We start from the raw sequence: 20990 nt of genomic DNA on the forward strand, positions 1-20990 counted from the left end.
AGTATGCCATAATCAAGAAATGGCGCCAAGTGGTCTATATCCAAGGCAGTGACATCCATTAGGTAAACCTGATTTTACCGCCAGCATAGTGGTACTCGTACGTCATCCATTTTAGGTTCATCAGCAACGTGGTGGAGTCACTGCCATATCCTTTCCTATTCGTTGTGTCTTGCGCCTCGCATCCGCACGGGCGCTGGCACGTGATCGCCCCGCTGTTCTCTCGTGCCTATGTGTCTATAAGGCCCTCAAAGCATTGTGAGGCGTTGCGATATCAACTGTCTTCCACCCGACACGACTGCGGCGACCAGCTATGCAAAATGAGTAAACAAATGTCTAGCACAAAGAATTGCGTGATTGCTCATGATTATCTCACCCAAAAAGGTGGGGCTGAACGCGTTACCCTTGATATGGTTAAGGCATTTAACCCAGAGTTAATAATTACATCAGTGTGGAATGAGAATAGTACTTTTAATGAGTTTATGGACTACAGTATAAAGGAAAGCTTTCTAAAGCACTTCAAGGTTTTCCGCCGTGATCCACGATTTGCGCTTCCTCTATTACCGTTTGCATGGCGCTTTATGAAGAAGATTGATAGTGGTGTTGTACTTTGTAGTTCTTCTGGATGGTCACATGCGATACGCACAAGCAGTAGAACGAAGAAGATAGTTTACTGCCATAATCCTGCTAGGTGGATTTACCAGGATCAGGATTACTTTCTAAAAAGTGGAAAGCTCGTGAAGGCTTTGTGGGCCTTGGCGAAGAGGCCGCTGCGCTTTCTGGATAAGATAGCGGCGCGTTCGGCCGACTGCTACGTCGCAAACTCGACCTCAGTCGCAGCGCGTATCCGACACGCTTACGGCATTGAAGCACGGGTTGTGTTTCCGCCAGTATCGATTGATGTGCATGCGCCCCGGGAACCTGTAGTTGCCCTTGAACCTGGATATTTCCTTGTCGTGAGTCGATCCAGAGGATATAAGGGAACACAAACTATTATCGACGCATTTTGCCAATTACCCGATCATAGGCTAGTAATTATCGGCGGTGATAACTTTGGCAACTTTTCACCAAACATCAGGTCACTTGGGCACGTTTCGGATGCACAATTGCGTTGGCTATATGCCCATGCTGTAGCACTGGTGTCCTTGTCTCGTGAGGACTTTGGCCTCACTCCAATAGAGGCTAACGCGTTTGGGACGCCCGCGCTGGTACTCAGGGCTGGCGGATTCTTGGATACAACACAAGAAGGGACGAGCGGCTTATTCGTTGACGAAGCAACCGTGCCAGCGCTGGTAAGAGCCGTGGCGGATTTCCCCGATCACTGGGACAAGAAACGGATCGCCGCAAATGCCGAGCGCTTTTCCTTAAACGCATTTACCGCCAATCTTTCTGCGATCATCGATGACGTGATCGGGCGCAAAGGTTCAACGTAAATTCGATCGCTATCCGACGCTGATACCGCTGCCGGCACTCATTGTTTTTCAAACATTGCGAGCACGTCCAGTACCTGCCGTGCCGCATTTACCCAAGTGAAGAAACCGGCACGTTCTCGGGACCGCGAAGACAATGTTTCGCGCAACGATGCATCGTTCGCTATGCGGCGTAGCGCCTGCGTCCATGCGGCGCGATCGTACGGATCGGCGTAGATCGCGGCATCACCGCACATCTCGGGCACCGCACCACCGGTGGTCGCAACCACGGGGCAGCCGAAGCTCATTGCCTCTAGGGGCGGCAGGCCGAACCCTTCGGAGATCGACGGGCAGGCAAAAGCCATCGCTTTGGCGTATAGGCCCTTCAGCGCGGCATCGCTGATTCGACCGGTATAGCGGATGTTAGCGCCTCCGCTGAGCCCGGCGTGCTGGAACACGCGGGAATTGCCACCTCCCGCCACCACCAGGTCAACGTCGTGAAGCTCGGCTGCGCGGAACGCGTCGATCAGCATCCCCAGGTTCTTGTGCCGTGCCAGTGATCCGATCGCCAGGACATAGCCGTGCGGACGCACGCCGATCTGATCCAGGATCGCTTCGTCGCATACCGCACCTTCCAAGTGATCAATGCCGAGCCGCAGCACGTGCGCCTTGCCTGCTGGAACCAATTTGTGTCGCTCCAGAGACGCTTTGGAGAACTCGGATACGGTAAACACCGCGTCCGCGCGCCGACCGACCACGCTCACCACCAAACGATACCACCAGCGGAACGCGCGAGAGAATGACTCAGGATGGTCAATGAACAGGGTATCGTGTATCATGATCGCTTGGCGCCGGCGCAGCATGGGGCCAACGTTGCACAAGCTGAGCAGCCAAGCGTCTGGGTACGCGCACGACAGATCGATTTGCTCCCACGCATGGCCGGCGCGCCGGCCGACTTTGTTAACGGCCGGGACAGGGCCGCCCAGCAGCATTTCAACGTTGATGGCTGGGGTGGTGGAGGGAATCAGGACGTCGATGTCGCGTTCGCCGCGCTGCGCAAGCAGCCCGCGCATCGCGCGGGTGAGTTCCAGCGCGACGCGCTCGACGCCGGTGACGGGGCGGCCGAGAAATCGGCCATTGAGGACGAAGCGCACGACGATTGTCCTTGAAGGTAAATGGACTTGCCGCATCGCGACACCGGCTATGCATAGAATGGGATGCCGCCAAATCCCAGCCGCGTCGCAGGCTCCGCTGGATTGCCAGAGCATTTCCCCGTTAACGCCACAACCCGCTTAGAGGTTGTCGGACGCTGGCGCGTGCGGCTACGGACACGGCGTGTTGCTCGCAGGAGTGTCAATGACTTCTTCCCCCCAGATCGGGGCGTCGGATGCCCAAGGTCCGCCCGACAACAGGGCGGAGCGACCGCGCACGCAACGTCAGGCACTCGTGCTCGACAGCCCGCCAGGAGGCAGCATGGCGTGGTGGCTCGATCCGATCTGGGCGATTGTCGCCATTGTAATGCCGATTTTCTGCTTCGCGGCCTATCTGAACCAGTTCAATTATTCGCTCTACAATGCCAGCGCTAACTTCGTGACATGGCAGACGTTCGGGGTCGCGATCTTCAGCGCCGCGATGATGCTGCTCGGGATCGCGGTCGGGCGCGGCGCTGTGCGACGACAAAACATGATTGTGTTGATCGATCCCGACCGTGCCACGAGGGTGCTGATATGGTTCGGGTGGATCACGATCTTTGCCTATGTGCTATTGCTCGGCACCCTGTTCTACCGCTTCGACCTAGTGCTGGAACTGCTACGCGGCAACGCAGCCGCGGCGGGGCTGCTGCGCGAGGCGTTGGGGCGTATTCCGGGCGTGACGTCGCTGGTGCAGTTCGGGATCGTCTTTCTGGCGTTGCTGTCGGCGTTAATCACGTTGGCGGGCTATCGGATGCCATCGCGCATTCGGCACATCGCATTGGGCATCATCGTTCTCACCTTTCTGCGCTCCGTGCTGAACTCCGAACGGTTAGCGCTGCTCGAGATCCTATCGGCAATGTTCGTGATCCCTGTCGCCTATCGCTGGCGTCCGTCAGCGCTGCGCAATCTGGCGCCTTTCATCGGGATCGTCGCAGTGTTTCTCGCCTTCGTAGCGGGCGAGTATTTCCGTAGCTGGCAATATTATCGCTTGTTCTACGCGTCGTACCTAGATTTCGTGACCCAGCGGTTTGCTGGGTATTTCTCTACCTCGATCAACAACGGGGCGGGCGCGTACCTGATGTACGGGCAGAACCATCCCACACCCGAAATCACGATCGGCTGGATCAGTAAGTTTCCGGGATTGCGCGGCTTCTTCACCGGCGACGAAGAATCGATGATGAATCAGTACCTGCAGAAATACGCCACGCTGGAGTTCAACAATCCAGGGGGATTTTTTTCAGCCTACTTGGATTACAACTTCTTTTTAGCATCCTTGTTCATGGTCGCGCTGGGCGTGCTGATCGGCGTGGTTCATCGCAGCTTCCAGAATCGCAATCTTATAGGGCTTATGTTGTACCCCGCGGTATTCCTCGGCCTGACTGACCTAATCCGTATCGTCTATATCGTCGACACCCGCACGCTGCCGATCTTTCTCGGAACTGCGATCGCCTTCTACGCGCTGCGTCCTACCCAGGTGCCACGGGGCCGCTTTCTTGCCAAAGTCGCACGCGCAACGAACTCATAGGCCGTTCTCATGCACAACGTTTCAACCATTCCACCGGCGCCTAACGCTCCCGCTCATGCTTTTGCAGTGTCCCTCGTCGTGACGACGCTTGGCCGTGTGAAACAGGTTGAACGGCTGTTCGACAGCCTTGCGGGGCAATCCTTTACCAATTTCGACGTTCTGGTCGTGGACCAGAACGACGACGATCGCTTGGCGCCCTTATGCGTGCGGCCATGGCCTTTTCGGATCGAACGCTTCCATACGCCGGGCGAGCGCGGCGCCAGCCGTGGCCGCAACCGCGGCTGGCGCCGAACCCGAGGCGATATCGTGCTCTTCCCCGACGATGATTGCTGGTATCCGAGCGACTTTCTGGAAAAGTCCCTCGCGGCGATGGCGCACTGGAATTGTGACATCATATCGGGCCGCGCCGCTGACGAAACCGGTCGAAGCATCAATGGCCGGTTTGAGAAGGCGCCTCAATCGCTCGACCTAGTCAACGTTTGGACAACGGCGATTGAGTGGATGGTGTTGTTCCGTCGCAGGGCGCTGGACATGCTCGACGGGTTCGATGACGACATCGGCATCGGTGCTGCGACACCGTGGCAATCGTGCGAAATCCAGGACATTCTCATTCGAGCACTACGTGCCGGTCTGCGCTGCTGGTATGATCCCGCGCTCGTCGGTCACCACGAAGAGATGATCTTGGGCAGTCCCGATGCGAAGCTCATGCGAAAGGCGCACGGCTACGCTCGCGGCATGGGATTTGTCCTTCGGCTACATGGCTATGGCCCGATCAAGATCGCGGAGTGGGTCGCGCGTCCGTTGGCCAGTGCGGTAGTGTCGCTGGCGCGCGGGCGCGCCGATATGCTGCCATATTACGGTCGTGTCGCGATTGGCCGGTTGGAAGGGGCCTTGCGCCGCACCTATGGAAATTGATGCATTGATGGCATGGTCGCGCCGCCAGGTCATCGCTGGTCTAGCTGGTTCATGCGTGATCACGGCATGTCAGGGCAAGGAGCGCTCGGTAACGTCCGCGCCTACCGGCACGATCACCAAGCGACCGACGCGCACGCTATCCAGCCTGGGGGTCGACCGGTTCAGCAACCGTGATCAGTGGACAGGGCTTGATCAGGCCTTTCGCGCAGCACACGAGCAAGGGTTCGATCTCTTGGGTGATCCCGATGCTTACTACCGCCACGATGGCCCCTTGTCGCTTCAGGGTGTCTCGTTCGATGGGCAGGGATGCACGTTGGGCGCGCTGGCGGATGCGCGACAGGTGTTGCGCTGCATCGGGCGCGACTTCCGTATCGCGAACCTGCGCCTGCTCGGTGCGGCGCGCGCGCGCACGTCCGACGATTGGGACGATGGTCTGTGGATCGGCGACGAGGGCAACCAGGCGACTGATTTCGTCATCGAGAACGTCACGGTTGACGCGGTTGCCCCTGGCCGAGGCATGGCTGCCGCAGGCTTCATGTTCAACAACGCGCATCGTGGACGCATCATCCGGCCTATCGTGCGCCACAGCTTCGCTGACGGCATCCACGTCACCAACGGATCGACTGACCTGACATTCGAGCGACCGTTGGCGGAGAATACGGGCGACGACGGTTTCGCGGTCGTCTCCTATGTGCGGCAACGTCAGGTATGTCGCAATATTCGGGCGGTCGACGGCATCAGCCGTGACTCAGCGGCGCGTGGCTTCACCGTGGTTGGCGGAACCGACGTCGTTTATGAGCGGCCATTGATCGAACGCGCTGCGGCCGCGGGCGTCTATCTTTATGGCGAGGAAGGGTTCAACACGTTCGGCGTGGCGCGCTGTCGGGTGATCGCACCCGTGATCCGTGGCTGCGTGACCGGGCGCGGGCTACCCGCTGGCTTCGATCAAGGCGCCATCACGATTGGTGGGCGGGCGGGTCAAGACCTCGTTGGATCGGAAACGCTCCCGCGCGCCGCGGTGGATTGTACCGTCACTGATCCCGTCATCGATACGGTAGGCCGGGCATGTCGTGCGGCGGTGATGCTGCATGAGTTCGCTGTACGCCCGCGTATCGCCGGCGCACGTTTGCGCAACATTACCTCCAACAATCCCGACCTCCGCCCCAATGGTTTCGACATCGGTGGGCGCGACGCCGTGATCGACCGACCGCAGTTGACCGACATCGCCGGCCTTGCTTTCGTGCTGACACGTACGGCAAGCGGAACGGCGACGATCACCGCGCCAGTTGTCAGCGGCAGCAGGCTTCGCGGTGGCCCAGTCGACAGCGCGATTTACGCAGAGAATGCACCGGGCCTGCGTCGCTTCAGCATCAGTGGCGGACGCTTCACCAAGGGTTCTACGCGGCTGGTGATCAGCCTGTTACCCGCCGACAAGCTGCGTCTTGCAGACAACGTGATCGGTTGACCTCACCCGGCCGCTCCGGCGTTTCACATGGACACTTCTGCCACCCGCCGGTAGGCGGCCCGCGTCGTCAACGCGTGAACAAGGGGGCGCGCGCACACATGGAAGCAGTCCGATCTGGAACGCCCTGCGTCACCCTGCCGCGCTCCGGGATGGTGGTGCCGCAGATCGGTGTCGGCCTTGCGCACCTTCATCTAATGCCGGCGCACGCCCGTGCCGCGCTGATCGACACCGCGATCGATCTGGGCATGACTCACTTCGACACGTCGCGTTTCTACAGCGACGGTTTGTCCGAAGAAGTGCTCGGCCGCGTACTGGGAACACGCCGCAACAGGGTTACGATCACCACCAAGTTCGGGTTACTACCAACGTCGCTGATCGGTCGCATGGGGCGATTGGCACCGTTCGGGCGCAAGCTGCGCTCCGCCGCTACGCGGTTGAAGCTGACGCGTTATCCCAGACAACGCTACACGCCGGACACGTTGCAACGCTCCATCGCTGCGTCGCTCAAGGCCCTGCGGACCGATTACGTTGATGTGCTCGCGATCCATGAGCCCGCCGGCGCTGCGAGCCTCAACGACGAGATGATCGAGGCCCTGGTCGCCGTGCGCGCCAGCGGCATGGCGCGCTTGATCGGCGTGGCCGGCGATACAATCGACGACGTGGTCGCGCGCTGGGGCGACGTGCTGGATGTGGTGCAGACCGCGGAAAGCCGCTGGGAAGAAACGCGGTTCGTGCCCGATTTCACCTATAGCCTGTTTTCTTCGCAACGCGCGCGCGGCGCAGCCCCGCTGACGCAAGACGAAATCAACGCGTATCTGACACGAGCACTGGAGCGTCGGCCGAACGGAGCGGTGATTGTGCAAACACGCAACCCGGAGCGACTATCCGGTTATGCACGATTGGTGACGCCGTGACGCACTCCGCCAGTCGACATTCGCTCGGATCCCGGCGCGAGCACGTCCATGCCGACGTGTGCGTAATTGGCGCAGGCATTGCCGGCCTAACGGCAGCCGTCAGGATCGCTGCGCATTCGCGCCTGCGCGTCGTTGTGCTGGAAAGCGGTACGGCAACGGCGCTCGACCACGAAGCGGCGATGGTCGGGCTCGACACGGTGGATGATCCCACGGGCATGTATCAGGGGATCGCACGCGGTCGCGGCATCGGTGGCACCTCGGCCAAATGGGCTGGCAAGCTGCTTCCTTTGTCGCCGGGCGACATGGCGGCTCGGCCGTATCTTGACCAGCCCGGCTGGCCGATCACGCCGGACGACCTGTCGCGCTACACCCGCGAGATCGAGGCGATGATGGGGGTCGATAATAGCCCCTATGAACATGATCAGAATCCCGATCTAGATCCCGGGCGATTATTGCCCACCGGCATGTCCGACATCGTTTGGCGGTGGCCCAAGCGTCCCACAAAGGCAAATCATCGGATTGATCACGTGCTGCGGCACGAACTCGAGCGATTGAACAATCTCGAGATTTGGACCGATGCGACAGTGGGTACGCTTGAGATTGCGGAAGGGCGCCTGACCAAAGTGTCCGCAATCAATCACCGCGGAGGCGAATTGACTGTGGCCGCCACCTCGTTCGTGATCGCGGCCGGCACGCTCGAAAGTACCCGCTTGTTGCTGTTAGCTGATGCGCAAAACGAGGGTTGCATCAGCTGTACGACAGACAGCCTAGGACGTTATTTCAATGACCATTTCGGCGTAGAGGTCGCCGTTCTACGCGCTGGATCGATGACGCCGCTCAACCGTGCGCTCGCCGACCGCAAGGTGAACCGCACAGTTCGCCACCTACACGGTGAGCTCAGCGCGGGGCGGCAACAAGCAACTCGAAGCGCGAGCGCGTACTTTGATTTCGACGCGCTGTTTGTAGAGAATTCTGCAATCGCGCGCGCACGGGCGATGATTGCCAGCCTGCATGCGCGTGATGGCGCTGCAACGCTGCGTCACTCGGTGGGGTTGATGCGCAAGCTTCCCGCATTTGGGCAAGCGTTGACGTGGCAAACACGCCACCACCAACAGTTCTGGTCCGCGGACGCGGTGATCAACGTCAAAGTCTGGATTGAGCAGCGTCCGATCGCAGCGAACCGGCTGACGTTAGCCGAGCGGCGCGACAGTTTGAACATGCCGATGTTGCACGTAGATCTTGAGCGCACGTCGGACGACGAGCACACGCTGCAAACCGCGCGTCAGACTATAGCACATCTGTGGCATACCCATTCGACGTTGGGGTCACTCGACTGGAGCACGTTGCCTGAGCGCGCGATCGACGCTGCGTCTGAACAGGCGCACCCCGCAGGGTCTCTGCGAATGGGACACGATCCGCACATGTCGGTGGTTGGACCAACGCTGCGGGTTCACGCAATCTCTAACGTACAGATCGCTAGTGCCGCGGTGTTCCCGACTTCTGGTAGCGCCAATCCCACCTTCACCATCATGCAACTGGCGATGCGAGCCGCCGACGATCTCCTCTCGCAGTTTCGCATCGCCAATTGAAGGATATACCCCCCGGCTATCGAGCGGCCAATCTGCCGGTCATTGCGGCTACGTGTCTATTCTACGGCCACTACGCAGTCTGATACGCGGATAGGTCGTTCGGAAGCAGTCTGGCCGATCTGATCGATTCGGGTGGAGTAGCGATTGAGTGGGTCGGAAAGAGGAGCGATGCGATAGACCGTCGCGGATGTGGTGTCGTTGACCGACCAATTTTGCCCGGATTGCTGCGGTGCTGTCCCATAGGCGCGCCCCAGACAGGTGGCGACCTGCTCCACCGGCATGTTGGTCAGCCACGTAGCTTGCGCATCCGCACTGTCCTGAATCCTCGCTACCCCAACTTCTGAAGAGGTGCATCCGCACAGTAGCAGCAGCACTGCAGATACCAAACTTCTCACCCGTCTACTCCTCACTTCCGGCAGTACGCCGAGCCAAGCATCCATTGCAGAAGATGGCACGATAACGAAGCCGCTTTGACGCACGCATTTTCTACTCGAAAGCACGAACTCGCACGCGCTCGCAGGTGCTTCTTCCCGCGCATACGCCTTCGCCCTCCCCAAAGTTCGTGCTTTCGAGTAGGAAATATCCGGCATGACCCAGGTACCCGCCAAGCCGTCCACTGCCCTCCTCGCCCGCACGCCGGCGCCTGCGCGCAAGCGCGACGGGAAAGGCCTGTCGCAGCGTGACCTGTTCCAGCTCGACAGCCCGCTATACGGCGAGATCCGCGGTGAGCGGTCGCTGATGGCGTTTCCGTTCTTTGCGCTCAGCAAGAACGCGTGGATGAAGCCACTGAGCTACGAGCACGCGACCGTCTCGATCGAGGTGCGCCCGTCGGCGAACGGCGTCGCGACGATCTACGACAAGGAGATCGTGCTCTACATCGCCAGCCTGATGGCGGCGAAGCTGGAGGCGGGCGAGGATGTCGCACAGGATTTCATCTTCACCGCGCACGACCTCTTCTCGGTCACCGGCTCGAACCACTCGGCGCGCTCGTACCAGCGCTTGTCGGAGGCACTCGAGCGGCTGCAGGGCACGCAGATCAAGACCAACATCGAGGCGGGCGGCGAAGGCGAGGAAGGCTTCTTCTCATGGCTGTCCGAGGCGCGGCTGCATTATTCCAAGACCAAGACCGGCGAGCGCCGGTTAAAGGCGGTCAAGGTACGACTGTGCGATTGGCTGTTTCGCGCGATCTTGCGCGACCGGCAGGTGCTCAACTACGCCGCAACCTATTTCCAGCTCGGACCGATCGAACGGCGCATCTACGAAGTCGCGCGCTCGACCTGCGAGGACGGGCGGATGGAGATCGATCTCGCGACCTTTCGGCTCCAGATTGGGTACCAGAACCCGTTGTCAAACTTTCGCGCCGCGATGCGCGGGATCGCCGGGTCGGATACGATCCCCGATTACGCGATCGAGCTGATCGAGGACGAAGCCGCTGCCTCGACGACCGACGCTGCTGAGGGCATCCAGCGCCGCGGACGCCGCGCCGCACCCGCGCGCGTCGTCATTAGCTACCGGCCGGAACCGACCGGCGAAGAGATGAGTGAAACGACTGGCGAGCAGATCGACGTGGCGGCCGAATCACTAGGTACGGCACCGCGCGAATCGGCGCGAGACCTGCCCGAGTAAAGTCGGTCAATTTCTACTCGATAGCACGAACTTTTCGAAGTTATTCTACTCGAAAGCACGAATTGACTGCAGCCGATTGGGGTTCTGGCAGCCACTTTTCCGCATTTCCTACTCGAAAGCACGAACCGTAGCCGCTTTCTTTGTTGGGTTTTTCTTGCGACACCATGCGCAGGACCGGCGCTGATGCCGGCACGAGTAGGAAAGCGGCTGTGACCACATAAAGGAAAGCCCGGCACGAAGGCCGGGCATCCCGAAAGGTTGATGGAACGACGTCGCCAAACGTCGATCCGGGGTCATTCACATGCCCCTTCCAGATACCGTCGAAACCTCTCCGGTTCAAGGATGCGCGTCTCGCGCCACGCCCTTTTTTGACCCTGGTTTCAGCCCTCAAGGAGGGATGGACGATGACGGCTTATACGCTCGGCGAGGCGGGCGCGCTGGCGCTCGCGCGGATCGGACGACGCGCAGGCGCGCTGCCGCAGGACACTGGCCGCTTCACCTGTTCGGTGGATGCGGAGCCAGCGGCCGCGGTGCTGCGACAGCCGGTGCTGCCCGGCAGCCGCGAGGCGGGAACGTTCGAGGAGGCGTTCTTCGCCGCCCCCGCCACGGGCGAAACCGATCGCGTGCTGCGGGCCGCACGGCGCGCGCTCGATGCCGCGCGGATGCTCCGTCGCATCGAGCGCCGCGGCGACCGCGCGCTCACCGCGTCCGAGCGGCTGGTCGCGCGATTGAGCGCGGGCACGGTGCGCGTGCTGGAGGAATTGCTTGCACTCGCACGGCTCAATCGCGGACGCGTCTATCCAAGCTACGACCATCTCGCACGCGTTACGGGGCTGGGTCGCGCGACCGTCGCGCGGGGGTTGAAGCTGCTAGAGGAAATCGGTTTTCTCGTGCGCCAGCGCCGCTTCATGCGGCTGCGTGCCCAGGGCGCGGGACCGCGGATCGCGCAAACGTCGAATGCCTATCGCCTGATGCTGCCTGATCGACTGCTCCAGCACCTGCCGCGCTGGCTGCGCCCAGCACCCCTGCCCGTCGACACAGAAGAGCACGTAGCCGAACGCGCGCGCGAACAGGCAGTCATTCGGCAGACGCTGTCGTGCCGCGAACTGGCGCTGGCGACGCTCGATGGCCCGCTGGGGCGGATGCTCGCGAGACTTGGCGCCGGGATCGACGCACGCGAGGCGGCAAGCCGCGCCACATATGACGATCCATCACCGGGCGCGAGTCTCACGATGGTTCGTAACTCCTTACCCAATTATCTAACCCACCGTGCAGCGAAGACTGACATCGCCGGACAATGATCCCATGTTACTTCCTATTAGCAGCAATTAGGTCATGGCCGATCCCATTGGCCTAGCGACGTCGGCAGCGAATTTGTGTGTGCGAGAGGCGCCTGCCGCAACTGGCAGCGCATCCCACCAATCATTCGTCAATTGCGACCAAACACGTGAGATGAACGACTAGTCGCCTCGACTTTTTGCTGCAACGCGGCTACGACAACAAATTCGAAAAGTCGGGAGTCTTATCATGTTCAGCAAGTATTTCGCGGCCGTGGCCGCATCGGCACTAATCGCCGCTCCGGTCGCTGCTGCGCCCACAAACCCTGCCTCGTCGCTCTCGGTGACGAAGTCGGTCCGCGCTGCGACTCCTTCGACAGGCAAGAGCGAGATCGCAGCGGGCGGCAGCGGCCTGATCATCGCGATCGTGGCTGCAGCTGCGGTGATCGTCGGCATCATCATCATTGCTGACGACGACAACGACTCGGACAGCAACTGAGCTGCTCCCCTTCCCCGTCGGTCGCGACGGGGAAGGCTCGGTCTGCCCGGCGTCGTATCCGCCGGACGGATTGACTGTGCCGTTCCCTATTCGCGGAGCAGCACGGTCGCGCAACGCCGTGGCCGGCGCGGTCGCCAGACGAAATGCGTCGCGACCCCGAAGTTAAACACCGAACTCATCAGCGCCCCCGCGATCCCCGCGAGCGGCCAGCTTCCCATTTCGTTGAGCGTCAGATTAGCGACCGAGATGTTAGCGAGCGCCCCCAAGCTGCACACCGCGCTGAATACCAAATAGCCGAGCACGAACCGTACGCCCTTCAACCGCGCCGAGCGGTAGGTAATCGCGTTGTTTAGCACGTAGTTGAACGCCATCGCGCAGAGGGTCGCGATCCCCTGCGCGCGCAGAAACGACACCCCCTGCCCGATCGCGACGTCGAGCACTGCGATATGACACATGAGTCCGAGCCCACCGATTGCGCAGAATAGCACGAAGCGGGGCGGGATCAGCCCGCGCGTCAGCTTGTCGATCAGCAGAAAGGCATATTCGATCAGTACGACGACATCGAGCTTGCTGGTACCGGCGTGGCGTTCGCGAAAGACGTAGCCGACCTCCGCCACCTTCAGCGGCCGCTGCGAGGCGGTCAGGATATCGAGCAAGATCTTGTAGCCCTGCTGCGACAAATCGTAGATTGTGGCCTCGACCACCGATTGGCGCACCGCGAAGAAGCCGCTCATCGGATCGCTGACGCGCACGCCAGCTAGCCGGTGCGCGATCCAGGTGGCGACCCGGCTCATGCGTTGCCGATGCTGGTTCCACTCCCCTACCCCGCCGCCCGCGACGTGGCGGCTACCAATGACGAGGTCGACGTCAGTCGTTTTGAGCAGATCGAGCATAACAGGCAGCCGCGTCTCGTCGTGCTGCAGATCGGCGTCGATCACCGCGATCAGCTCACTTGTCGCGGCAAGCACGCCCTCGACCACCGCGGAAGCGAGCCCGCGCCGCCCGACGCGGCGGATGCAACGCACCGGCGCCCCCTCACCCGCTAGGGCCGCAATCTCGCGTGCGGTGCCGTCTGGACTGTCGTCATCAACGATGATCAGCTCCCACGTCATCTCCCCCATCGCATGCGCGATCGCGTGGACCAGCGGGCGAATATTCTCGCGCTCATTATACGCCGGCGCCACAATCGAGAGTGCAGGGGCGGCGTGCTGGACAGTGAAACCGAAGGGCTTCTGCCGCTGGATCATGAGGGCGACGGGGTTGGCAAGGCGATGATGGTACCTGCTTGAGCGAGAAGCCTACAATAAGACGTTCCAACATGTCGACAAGTCTCCATATCGACAGGATGACGCATCAGTGATTACCGCGGTGACATCGGTGACATCGGACTGGCCTCGTCGCGCGTGTAGCTGATGACCACCTGATCATTCTGTCGGTATGTCAAAGTGTCGACACCTCTACCTCTGAGTTCCGATCCGGAACCAGCCAGAACCCCAGATTCGACGCAATGCAGGCGGACTAGTCTCCGGCAACGCCGCATTCGGGAAGTCGCTAGCGTCTCGGCCTACGATGGTGACGATGCAGTACCGGGACGCGATCGATGCGCGTTCAGCGGGCATCGCGGTCGAGCTAAGCCCTAGTTTCAGTCCACCGAGTTGAAGCAGCTTTGACAAGTTTGCCGCACGGAACGCTGCCTCGATCGCCGTATGCGTCTTCGTGGGAGCTTCTGCGGTAAAGATCACCGGGAACTCCAATGTCTGGAACGCGTCCAGCCACAACAGCGCGCTGGGTACGAATGTCCAGCGATCGCCAGTGCTGCTCATCGCAGTTTCGAGCCGGACGAGCATCGCTCGCGGCTTGTCGGAACATGGCACCCATGATGGTGTGTCGCTGCTGCTGCCACGTAGCAGGAGGACACTGTTGGTCGGCACGGTGGTTTGCGCAGCGGCATAATGCCCAATGTCGGCCCAACTGGTCAGAGGCAACGCGGCGGGCACGGGTTGCGTGGAATGCGAGGTGGCAACAGGGCGAGGCAGTTCGCCGGCGTAGATGACACCCGCTCGCATCGCTCGCGTGTCCTCCGGCAGTGGCACGACCCCGGTTGATGGCGAAGGAGATAGCTGCAACGGGGCAATTACTGGTGTGGCCGACGCTGCCACAGCGCGTTTCGGGCCCGACGTAGAGCGCGCAGGTGCGGCGTCTAACGGGGGCTCCGTTTGCCCGCGGCGCTTGACGCGCGTCGTGGCGGCGTAATCGCCCGCCTTCTTCGCAGCGAGTCCACCAGCCACGGCGGGGATTGCCGCGACCGCAACGCACCCTGACAGTGCACACGTAACGAACACGAGCATCACCGCCTGGACGCCGCGTTCCACCGAAGCCGTCATTTGCATCTCTTTGCCCATATTCTTCTGCGCTCAGCACGGTTGCACTGCAACGTACCGATGGTGTCAATCTGTTGACTTGTTCACCTGTTGACCTGTCTACATGGAGACATGTAGAAATGACGTCATGCCGACAGTTGCGATCATTAGTCAAAAGGGTGGAGCGGGGAAGACCACGCTCGCCATTCATCTCGCCGCGGCCGCGCACGAAGCCGGACGCGTGGCGTTGATCGTGGACACCGACCCACAAGCGACCGCTAGTCAGTGGGCATCGTGGCGCCACGACTCACCGCCCGAGGTCATCGACAGCCCACCACCGCGCTTGGCAGCCAAGGTGGCGGCAGCGGCAGGGCAGGGGGCCGAGCTGATTGTGATCGACACGCCTCCACATGCCGACAGTGCCGCACGCGCGGCAGTCGAGATCGCCGACCTGGTGCTGATCCCGTGCCGTCCTAGTGCCTTTGACCTGTCAGCGATCCAGACCACCGCCAAGCTGGTTCAATTGCTAAAGAAGCCAGCCTTCGTCGTCTTTACCGCTGGCGCACCTAATGCGCCGCGCGTCTATGCCGAAGCAGGCGAACTGGTGGCAGTATATGGCTCGCCCGCATGTCCGGTGATCATCCCCGATCGCGCCGCCTATCGACATGCAAGCGCGGAGGGGAAAAGCGTGATAGAAACCGAACCCAACGGCCGCGCTGCGTCTGATATCTGGCAGTTCTACGACTGGACATGTCGACAACTAGACATGAAGACGCGGAAATGTAAGGGAGTTATCGCGTGAGCCGCAAACCCAGCTTCGCCAATCTGCGTACCGCCGCAACACCAGCACCCACGCGCACGCCCGAGCCTGTCATGCCGGACAAACCGTCGGGGGCGAGCACAGAAGGTGCAAGGGTAAGGGACACGATGCCGCGTGTCGCCAGTCGAGAAGGACGCAAGCAGGTCGCCGGCTTTTTCAGCCCTGAGATGTCCTTTGCGATGCACACCCTTGCGAGACGTCAGGGCCGCAGCCTCCAGGCGTTGATGGCTGAGGCGTTCAACGACGTGCTGCGTAAATACGGTGAAAGCCCGATAGGTGACTGACGTTGTAGTTGCACGTGGCTAGTCTACGTGTCGACATATCTACACGCTGATATATGAGGAATAAGCACCAAAGCGTCGAAAGCTGCCTTCGCAGTAAGGCTCAGCATCGCACCATTAGAGATCATAATCGCCATGGTCCGGGTAGGATGCCATATTGCAAAGCGTAGCTACAGACCGGGACTTACATGTTTCTGATAGTTGGCGCCTTCGAGCCTGCGGTGTAAATTGCGTGCCAAACGTAAGAAGACCATGCTGCCCACTAGCGTACGATCAAATTTGTCAATACCATTGACACCAATCGTGCGTCTTCTGCGGCATCACCGGCCCGCTGCAGCGGGTGGATATTTCGCAAACACCATGACTTCGACTGATGCCACACTGCGGATCTTACAGCCTAACGCGACTATGTCCTGACAACTGCGGCTCCGACATTAACTATATCTTTCCGCAAGCGCGCGGGGACCACACGCAAGTCGATCATCATCGGTTGGGCGTGAGAGGGTGATCGTTCAGCTGGTCACTCCCGCTAGCCGTCTGGAGCGTTGCCCGGCTGTCATCATGGAGGTGCAGTAGTTTTCCCTGTATCCCGAGGTTGGTGGTGTTCAGGATACCGGCCATACAATCGTCGACGTGCCGGCGAGTAGGTGCACCACACCATCACATGCCACAAGGCGCCGCCCGTTGACTGTCGCGGCGCCCGGCTTGCCTGCAAGCGGCCACGTCAGAACGAACCCGCCGGGTGGCGCGGCGTCGCCGGAGATGGTCGCAACCAGCCCACCCGCGTCAGCGCGCATGCGCAGGTTCACCGTGCCGTAGCGGGTGCGCAGGCTGCGCACCTCGACGCCCGGTCCCGCCAGCCAGTCGGGTGTCAGCCCGGCCGCTAGGACCAATTTGTCTCTGCCAACGTCCTCGTAGGCGAATAGGTCGAGTGCGGAGCGGATGAAGTCGGATGCGACCCAGGCGTGCGGCATGTCGCCGATGAAGCGGATTTCGCGTGGGCGTCGCCCGACCACTTCGGCCCAGCCGTTCCACGCGGCCGGGCGGCGGTCGGCCATATAGGCGTCGAGCAGGTCGTTCGCGTGCCCACCTTCCCCCAGCCTGACCAACGCGGAGACGTTGCGCAGTTCGTAGGGCGTGTAGTCGCTCCAGGTGGCACCGGGGGCACCGCGCGTCATGACGCGGTCGTACTGCCGCTCGAAGGTGCGGCGCAGCAGCTGCGGGTTCAGCCGGTCCTGCTCGCCCGCGGGGTCGAGCGCCATTGTCGTCGAGGTGGCGTCGAAATCACCCATGCTGGTCGCGCCGGGGATGTAGTCGATGCGCCAGTGCCGGGCGGCCGCATCGATCGCGGCGTGGATGTCGCCCGCGAACTGATCGCGCTGTGCCGCGATTGTGCCTGCCTCGGCCCGCCCGAGCACGCGCGCCGCATAGGCGGCGTCCTTGTAGCCCGTGAGCCCCCAGAAATCGTCCCAGAGGCTGTACTGCGGCTTGGCCGAATAGCCCTCGTGGCTGATCGAGGGCGGGAGCAGGCCGTAAAGCATCCGGCGCTCGGGCGTCAGGTTGGCGGGCGTTCGCTCCGACTGGCGCTGCGCCTCCATGTAGCGGCGCGCGGCATCGAGCCGCGGCCAGTTGCGCTGCAACGCCGCGCGGTCGCCGGTGTAGCGGTAGAGCTGGGTGACGAGGTGGATATACTCGCCCTGGCTGTCGTTCTCGGGGACCGGATCGGGCCCGCGCGCGTCGACGCAGCACGGCACCTTACCGTTGTCGAACAGCTTGGTCCCGTACCAGTCGGCGAAGGCGCGCACGGGCGCTGCGTGGCCGAGCCGCAGCAAAGTGTCACCCATCATCGCGCCGTCGCGGATCCAGCTGCGGTCGTAGGAGCGCGTGCCGGGTTTGAACGCCGCGCCATCGCGGCTCATCAGCACGTGCGCGAGCGCGGTGCGGATCGTGTCGGCGACCGCCTGTTTCGCGGGCGGCACGGTGATGGTGACGTTACCCAGTGTGTTGCGCCAATAAGCTGCCGTCTGCGTAATCGCCCGGTCGAACGCGGTGCGGTCGGCGGGGGCCGCGTCGTCGATTGCGAGCGGCACGTCGGCGCTCGCCCCCGGCGCCAGCGTCACCGTCCAGCGCATCGTGCCGCTGGCGAGCAGCGCGGGGTCGGTGACCGATGCGGTCCCCGTCGCCGCGGCGGGGGTAGCGAGCGCGCCTTGATCGAAGGGCCGCGCGACGACCGCGTCGGGGCGGGTGAGGGGGGTGACGCGGCGCGTGACCGCGGCGTCGCCGGCGATCGCGGGCGCACTCGTTACCGCCAGCGCTGACCCGTTCCACGCGATCCGTTCGATAGGGCTGACGCCGCCCTGTTGACTGAGGAACTGCGCCGGCGGATTGACCTGGAACGGGCGCACCGCGAGCGCGAGCGTCAGCGTTCGCGGGCTCGTGCCGGTGTTGGTCAGGCGGTAGCGCGCGAGCAGCCGCAGCGTCGCCTGGTCGGCGACGAGCGCGGTGTCGAGCGTCCAGCCGTCGCCCGCCCAGGCGACGTGCGGCAGCGGGAGATAGCCGTCCTCGAGCCGCTGGGTCGCGCGCACGTCGGCCCAGCCGACCGTGCGCGCGCCGTCGACCACGAAGGGTTCGATCGAGAAGGCGCCCTTCGCCACCTCGATCGCGCCGTCCTCGCCGATCAACCCCGACACCGCGCCGCCATCGCTGGCGACGAGCGTCCAGTAGCTCTGCTCGGTGAAGCCGCGCGGGTAGGCGCCGCGCGGGGCGGCCCTGGCGAGTGCGGCGATCGTGGCGTTGGGGGTCGCGGACCATGCGCGCGGCATCACCTCGACCTCGGCCAGCTCGACCTTGGCGCCCTTGTCCGCGGTCAGGCGCAGGTAGCGCGTCTCGGTGCCGGGTAGCGGGAGCGGATCGTCGCCGCCATCGCCCTGGTCGACGCGGCGGATCGTACGCCAGACACGTCGATCGTCCGACGTGTCGACACGGTAGCGCGCGGCGTAACGCTTACCCCAGTGAAGCGTCAGCCCGCCGATCTCGCGCACCGCGCCTAGGTCGATCACCAGCGGACGCGCGAGATCGGCCGCGGTGCCCTGCCGGCCGTCCAATGCGCGCCGGTCGCTGGCGACGGGTGCGGCCGGCGGGGCAGGGGGCAGCAGCAGCTGGAGTTGGAGGTCGTCGACCTCGACGTGCCCCGCCCCGCCGTCGCGCCCGCGCACCACAACGACCTCGACCGCGGCGGTGCGGCGCAGCGCCTTGTCCGCGCTCGGCCCCCAGGCGAACTCGACGTCGCGCGGGCGGATGCGGAGCGTCTGCCACTCAGCAGAGGGGCGGAAACTGGGGTAGGGGACCCACCAGACATTGTAGCCGCTGGCGTCGCTGAACTTGATCTGCAGATCGGTGACGTTGGCCGTCCCGCGCACACGCAAGGTGAGCACGAAATTCGCCGGCCAGTCGATTACGAGCGGTCGCCGCGCAACCGCGTAGCCGGAAACGCGCGCGAAATCATAATCTAGCCGGAGCGCGCCCGCGTCCGCCGACACGCGCGCAGTGACGCCATCCGACGCCGAGGACTGCCAAGCCGCCACGCTGTCGAAGCGGTCAAGCACCCGCACCGGCGCTGGCGCGGCAACGACCGCTGCGGTCGCGAGCAGCGCGGCCGCGATCACGCCAGCCAGCCCCCGGTGAAGCCCGCGCGCTCCAGTCCGCGGCGGATGTGCGGGTTGCGCCTGAGCGTCTGCCAGACGAGCCCGGTGCGCGCGTTCTCGATCCCGATCAGGATGGGCCCCTGATCGATCCCGAGATAATCGCCGTCGACCCAGCCGACGCCGGGGACGACACGACCGTGCTTCAATGGCGCCGCAGCGTCGGTCAGCGTCGGGTTGAAGGAGTCGAGGAAACCGTAGCGCGTGTAGATGCCGCGGCCGTAGCGCGCGTGCATCGCCTGAACCGCGCGGGTCGCGAGCTCGGGCTCGAACGCGATCGACGCCGCGGCCGCGGTCGGCGCGATCGTACCGTCGTCGCGGTCACCGGGACCGCGCGCGGAATAGCTGAAGAACTCGCGCTGCCGCCCGTCGATCGTACGGGTGAAGTCGCCCGGCCCGTCGCACGCGGTCAACCCCCAGACGTCGGCGCCGTAGCCCGCCCAATCGCCCGGATTGGCGATCGCGTAATCGCGCTGTGCACGCACCGCGCGCCGGCTGTTCTCGAAATAATCGATGCCGCGCCGCGCCATGTAGGCGTCGCGGATGCCGCGGAAATCGATGAAGCAATGGCTGTACTGGTGGATGAACAGCGGCGGGAATTGCAGGTGCGGCTCACCGCCGTGAGCGTTGCCCCATTGCGCGTCGAAGCGGTCGCTCCACGCGGTCCAGGTCGCGGGCGGCAGCGCGTGCGTCGGCGAGCCGAGCGCCAGCACGTAGAGCAGCAGCCCCTCGTTGTAGATGTTCCAGTCGCTGGTGATGAACCCGCTCTCGGGATGCCAGCCCATCGACAGGAAGGGTTTGCGCGGCGTGATCCACGTCCACTCGACCGCGCGGTAGAGTTGGTCGGCGAGCCGGCGGATCTCCGCCTCGGGCGCGTCTTCGCGGTCGAACCACGATTGCGCGAACAGCACGCCGCCCATCAGCAATGCAGTGTCGATCGTCGACAATTCGGTGCGGCCGAAACGGTGCCCGCGTGCCATGTCGAGGAAATGGTAGAACAGCCCGTGGTGCCCGGCAGTGCCTGTCGCTGCTGGTCCCTGCGGCGCGCGCGCGAAGAAGCGCAGCGTGGCGAGCGTGCGGTCGCGCGCCTGCTCGCGCTTGATCCAGCCGTTCGCGACGCCGATCGGGTAGGCGGTCAGCGCGAATCCGACCGCCGCGATTGAGGCGAAGGAGGGCGTGGGCCAGCGATCAGGCGCGAGGCCGGTCGCGGGGTCGGTCGTGTCCCAGAAATAGCGAAACGTGCGCTGCTGCAGGTCACGCACCAGCACGTCGGACGCGGGTGTAGCGGTTGAGGCGGGAAGCGTCGCGCACCCGCCCAGCACCCCAGTGCTCATCGCAGCGAAGCCGAGCGCTCCCCCGCCCAGCATCTGCCTGCGATCGATCATATCCTGTCTCACTCGAATAAACACGCGAGGCAGC

17 protein-coding genes are annotated in these 20990 nt (G+C 62.8%); 11 read left to right on the forward strand and 6 right to left on the reverse strand.

Annotation, left to right across the window (positions count from 1 at the left end; all coding sequences use genetic code 11):
- Positions 1-329 precede the first annotated feature (329 nt).
- Positions 330-1430 carry a glycosyltransferase gene (locus BMW51_RS15260; protein ID WP_177171712.1) on the forward strand — a complete coding sequence of 367 codons (1101 nt, stop codon included), beginning with the start codon at positions 330-332 and terminating at the stop codon, positions 1428-1430.
- 38 nt (positions 1431-1468) lie between these two features.
- Here the strand turns inward: BMW51_RS15260 and BMW51_RS15265 are convergent, their stop codons facing one another.
- Positions 1469-2560, reverse strand: coding sequence for a glycosyltransferase family 4 protein (locus tag BMW51_RS15265; protein WP_177171713.1), 1092 nt, complete (start codon positions 2558-2560; stop codon positions 1469-1471).
- Positions 2561-2879: 319 nt separating this feature from the next.
- Between BMW51_RS15265 and BMW51_RS15270 the strand changes: the two genes are divergently transcribed.
- Entirely contained in the window at positions 2880-4124 is a 1245-nt protein-coding gene (locus BMW51_RS15270) for an O-antigen polymerase (RefSeq protein WP_093007998.1), read from the forward strand.
- Between the two features lie 66 nt (positions 4125-4190).
- Positions 4191-5039 carry a glycosyltransferase family 2 protein gene (locus tag BMW51_RS15275; protein WP_177171714.1) on the forward strand — a complete coding sequence of 283 codons (849 nt, stop codon included), beginning with the start codon at positions 4191-4193 and terminating at the stop codon, positions 5037-5039.
- A gap of 136 nt (positions 5040-5175) precedes the next feature.
- Here the strand turns inward: BMW51_RS15275 and BMW51_RS15960 are convergent, their stop codons facing one another.
- Complete coding sequence (locus tag BMW51_RS15960) at positions 5176-5592, reverse strand: hypothetical protein (RefSeq protein ID WP_143051904.1); 417 nt, start codon at positions 5590-5592, stop codon at positions 5176-5178.
- Here BMW51_RS15960 and BMW51_RS15280 point away from each other — a divergent pair.
- The 3 genes from BMW51_RS15280 to BMW51_RS15290 are packed head-to-tail and all read left to right on the forward strand — an operon-like array spanning position 5557 to position 9007.
- Positions 5557-6504, forward strand: a complete 948-nt coding sequence (locus BMW51_RS15280; RefSeq protein ID WP_425441002.1) for a hypothetical protein — start codon at positions 5557-5559, stop codon at positions 6502-6504. The two genes, BMW51_RS15960 and BMW51_RS15280, sit on opposite strands and share 36 nt — an antisense overlap.
- Complete coding sequence (locus BMW51_RS15285) at positions 6501-7418, forward strand: aldo/keto reductase (RefSeq protein WP_143051906.1); 918 nt, start codon at positions 6501-6503, stop codon at positions 7416-7418. Before BMW51_RS15280 ends, BMW51_RS15285 begins: the two co-directional genes overlap by 4 nt.
- Positions 7415-9007 carry a GMC oxidoreductase gene (locus tag BMW51_RS15290; protein ID WP_143051907.1) on the forward strand — a complete coding sequence of 531 codons (1593 nt, stop codon included), beginning with the start codon at positions 7415-7417 and terminating at the stop codon, positions 9005-9007. Before BMW51_RS15285 ends, BMW51_RS15290 begins: the two co-directional genes overlap by 4 nt.
- A 56-nt stretch (positions 9008-9063) precedes the next feature.
- Here BMW51_RS15290 and BMW51_RS15965 read toward each other — a convergent pair whose 3' ends face one another.
- On the reverse strand, positions 9064-9597 hold the full coding sequence (locus BMW51_RS15965) for a hypothetical protein (RefSeq protein ID WP_143051908.1): 534 nt from the start codon (positions 9595-9597) through the stop codon (positions 9064-9066).
- Between BMW51_RS15965 and BMW51_RS15295 the strand changes: the two genes are divergently transcribed.
- The 3 genes from BMW51_RS15295 to BMW51_RS15305 all read left to right on the forward strand — a co-directional run bounded on the left by BMW51_RS15295 (position 9596) and on the right by BMW51_RS15305 (position 12409).
- Positions 9596-10633, forward strand: a complete 1038-nt coding sequence (locus BMW51_RS15295; RefSeq protein WP_245708580.1) for a replication initiator protein A — start codon at positions 9596-9598, stop codon at positions 10631-10633. The genes BMW51_RS15965 and BMW51_RS15295 overlap by 2 nt on opposite strands.
- Before the next feature lie 404 nt (positions 10634-11037).
- Complete coding sequence (locus tag BMW51_RS15300) at positions 11038-11934, forward strand: helix-turn-helix domain-containing protein (RefSeq protein ID WP_093008008.1); 897 nt, start codon at positions 11038-11040, stop codon at positions 11932-11934.
- A gap of 226 nt (positions 11935-12160) precedes the next feature.
- Positions 12161-12409, forward strand: a complete 249-nt coding sequence (locus BMW51_RS15305; protein ID WP_093008010.1) for a hypothetical protein — start codon at positions 12161-12163, stop codon at positions 12407-12409.
- Between the two features lie 86 nt (positions 12410-12495).
- On the opposite strand, the gene BMW51_RS15310 is transcribed toward BMW51_RS15305, so the two are convergent.
- Positions 12496-13656, reverse strand: a complete 1161-nt coding sequence (locus tag BMW51_RS15310) for a glycosyltransferase (protein WP_093008012.1) — start codon at positions 13654-13656, stop codon at positions 12496-12498.
- Positions 13657-14917: 1261 nt separating this feature from the next.
- On the opposite strand from BMW51_RS15310, the gene parA reads away from it, so the two are divergent.
- Positions 14918-15571: a ParA family partition ATPase gene (parA, locus tag BMW51_RS15320; protein ID WP_093008016.1), complete on the forward strand. Its 654-nt coding sequence runs from the start codon at positions 14918-14920 to the stop codon at positions 15569-15571.
- Positions 15568-15873: a ribbon-helix-helix domain-containing protein gene (locus tag BMW51_RS15325; RefSeq protein ID WP_093008018.1), complete on the forward strand. Its 306-nt coding sequence runs from the start codon at positions 15568-15570 to the stop codon at positions 15871-15873. The genes parA and BMW51_RS15325 overlap by 4 nt, the downstream gene beginning before the upstream one ends.
- A gap of 602 nt (positions 15874-16475) precedes the next feature.
- Here the strand turns inward: BMW51_RS15325 and BMW51_RS15330 are convergent.
- Positions 16476-19535, reverse strand: a complete 3060-nt coding sequence (locus tag BMW51_RS15330; RefSeq protein ID WP_245708581.1) for a discoidin domain-containing protein — start codon at positions 19533-19535, stop codon at positions 16476-16478.
- Entirely contained in the window at positions 19532-20956 is a 1425-nt protein-coding gene (locus BMW51_RS15335; RefSeq protein WP_093008022.1) for a glucoamylase family protein, read from the reverse strand. Before BMW51_RS15335 ends, BMW51_RS15330 begins: the two co-directional genes overlap by 4 nt.
- Between the last annotated feature and the right edge of the window lie 34 nt (positions 20957-20990).

The organism is Sphingomonas palmae (genome assembly GCF_900109565.1).
GTDB classification, from domain to species: Bacteria; Pseudomonadota; Alphaproteobacteria; order Sphingomonadales; family Sphingomonadaceae; genus Sphingomonas; species Sphingomonas palmae.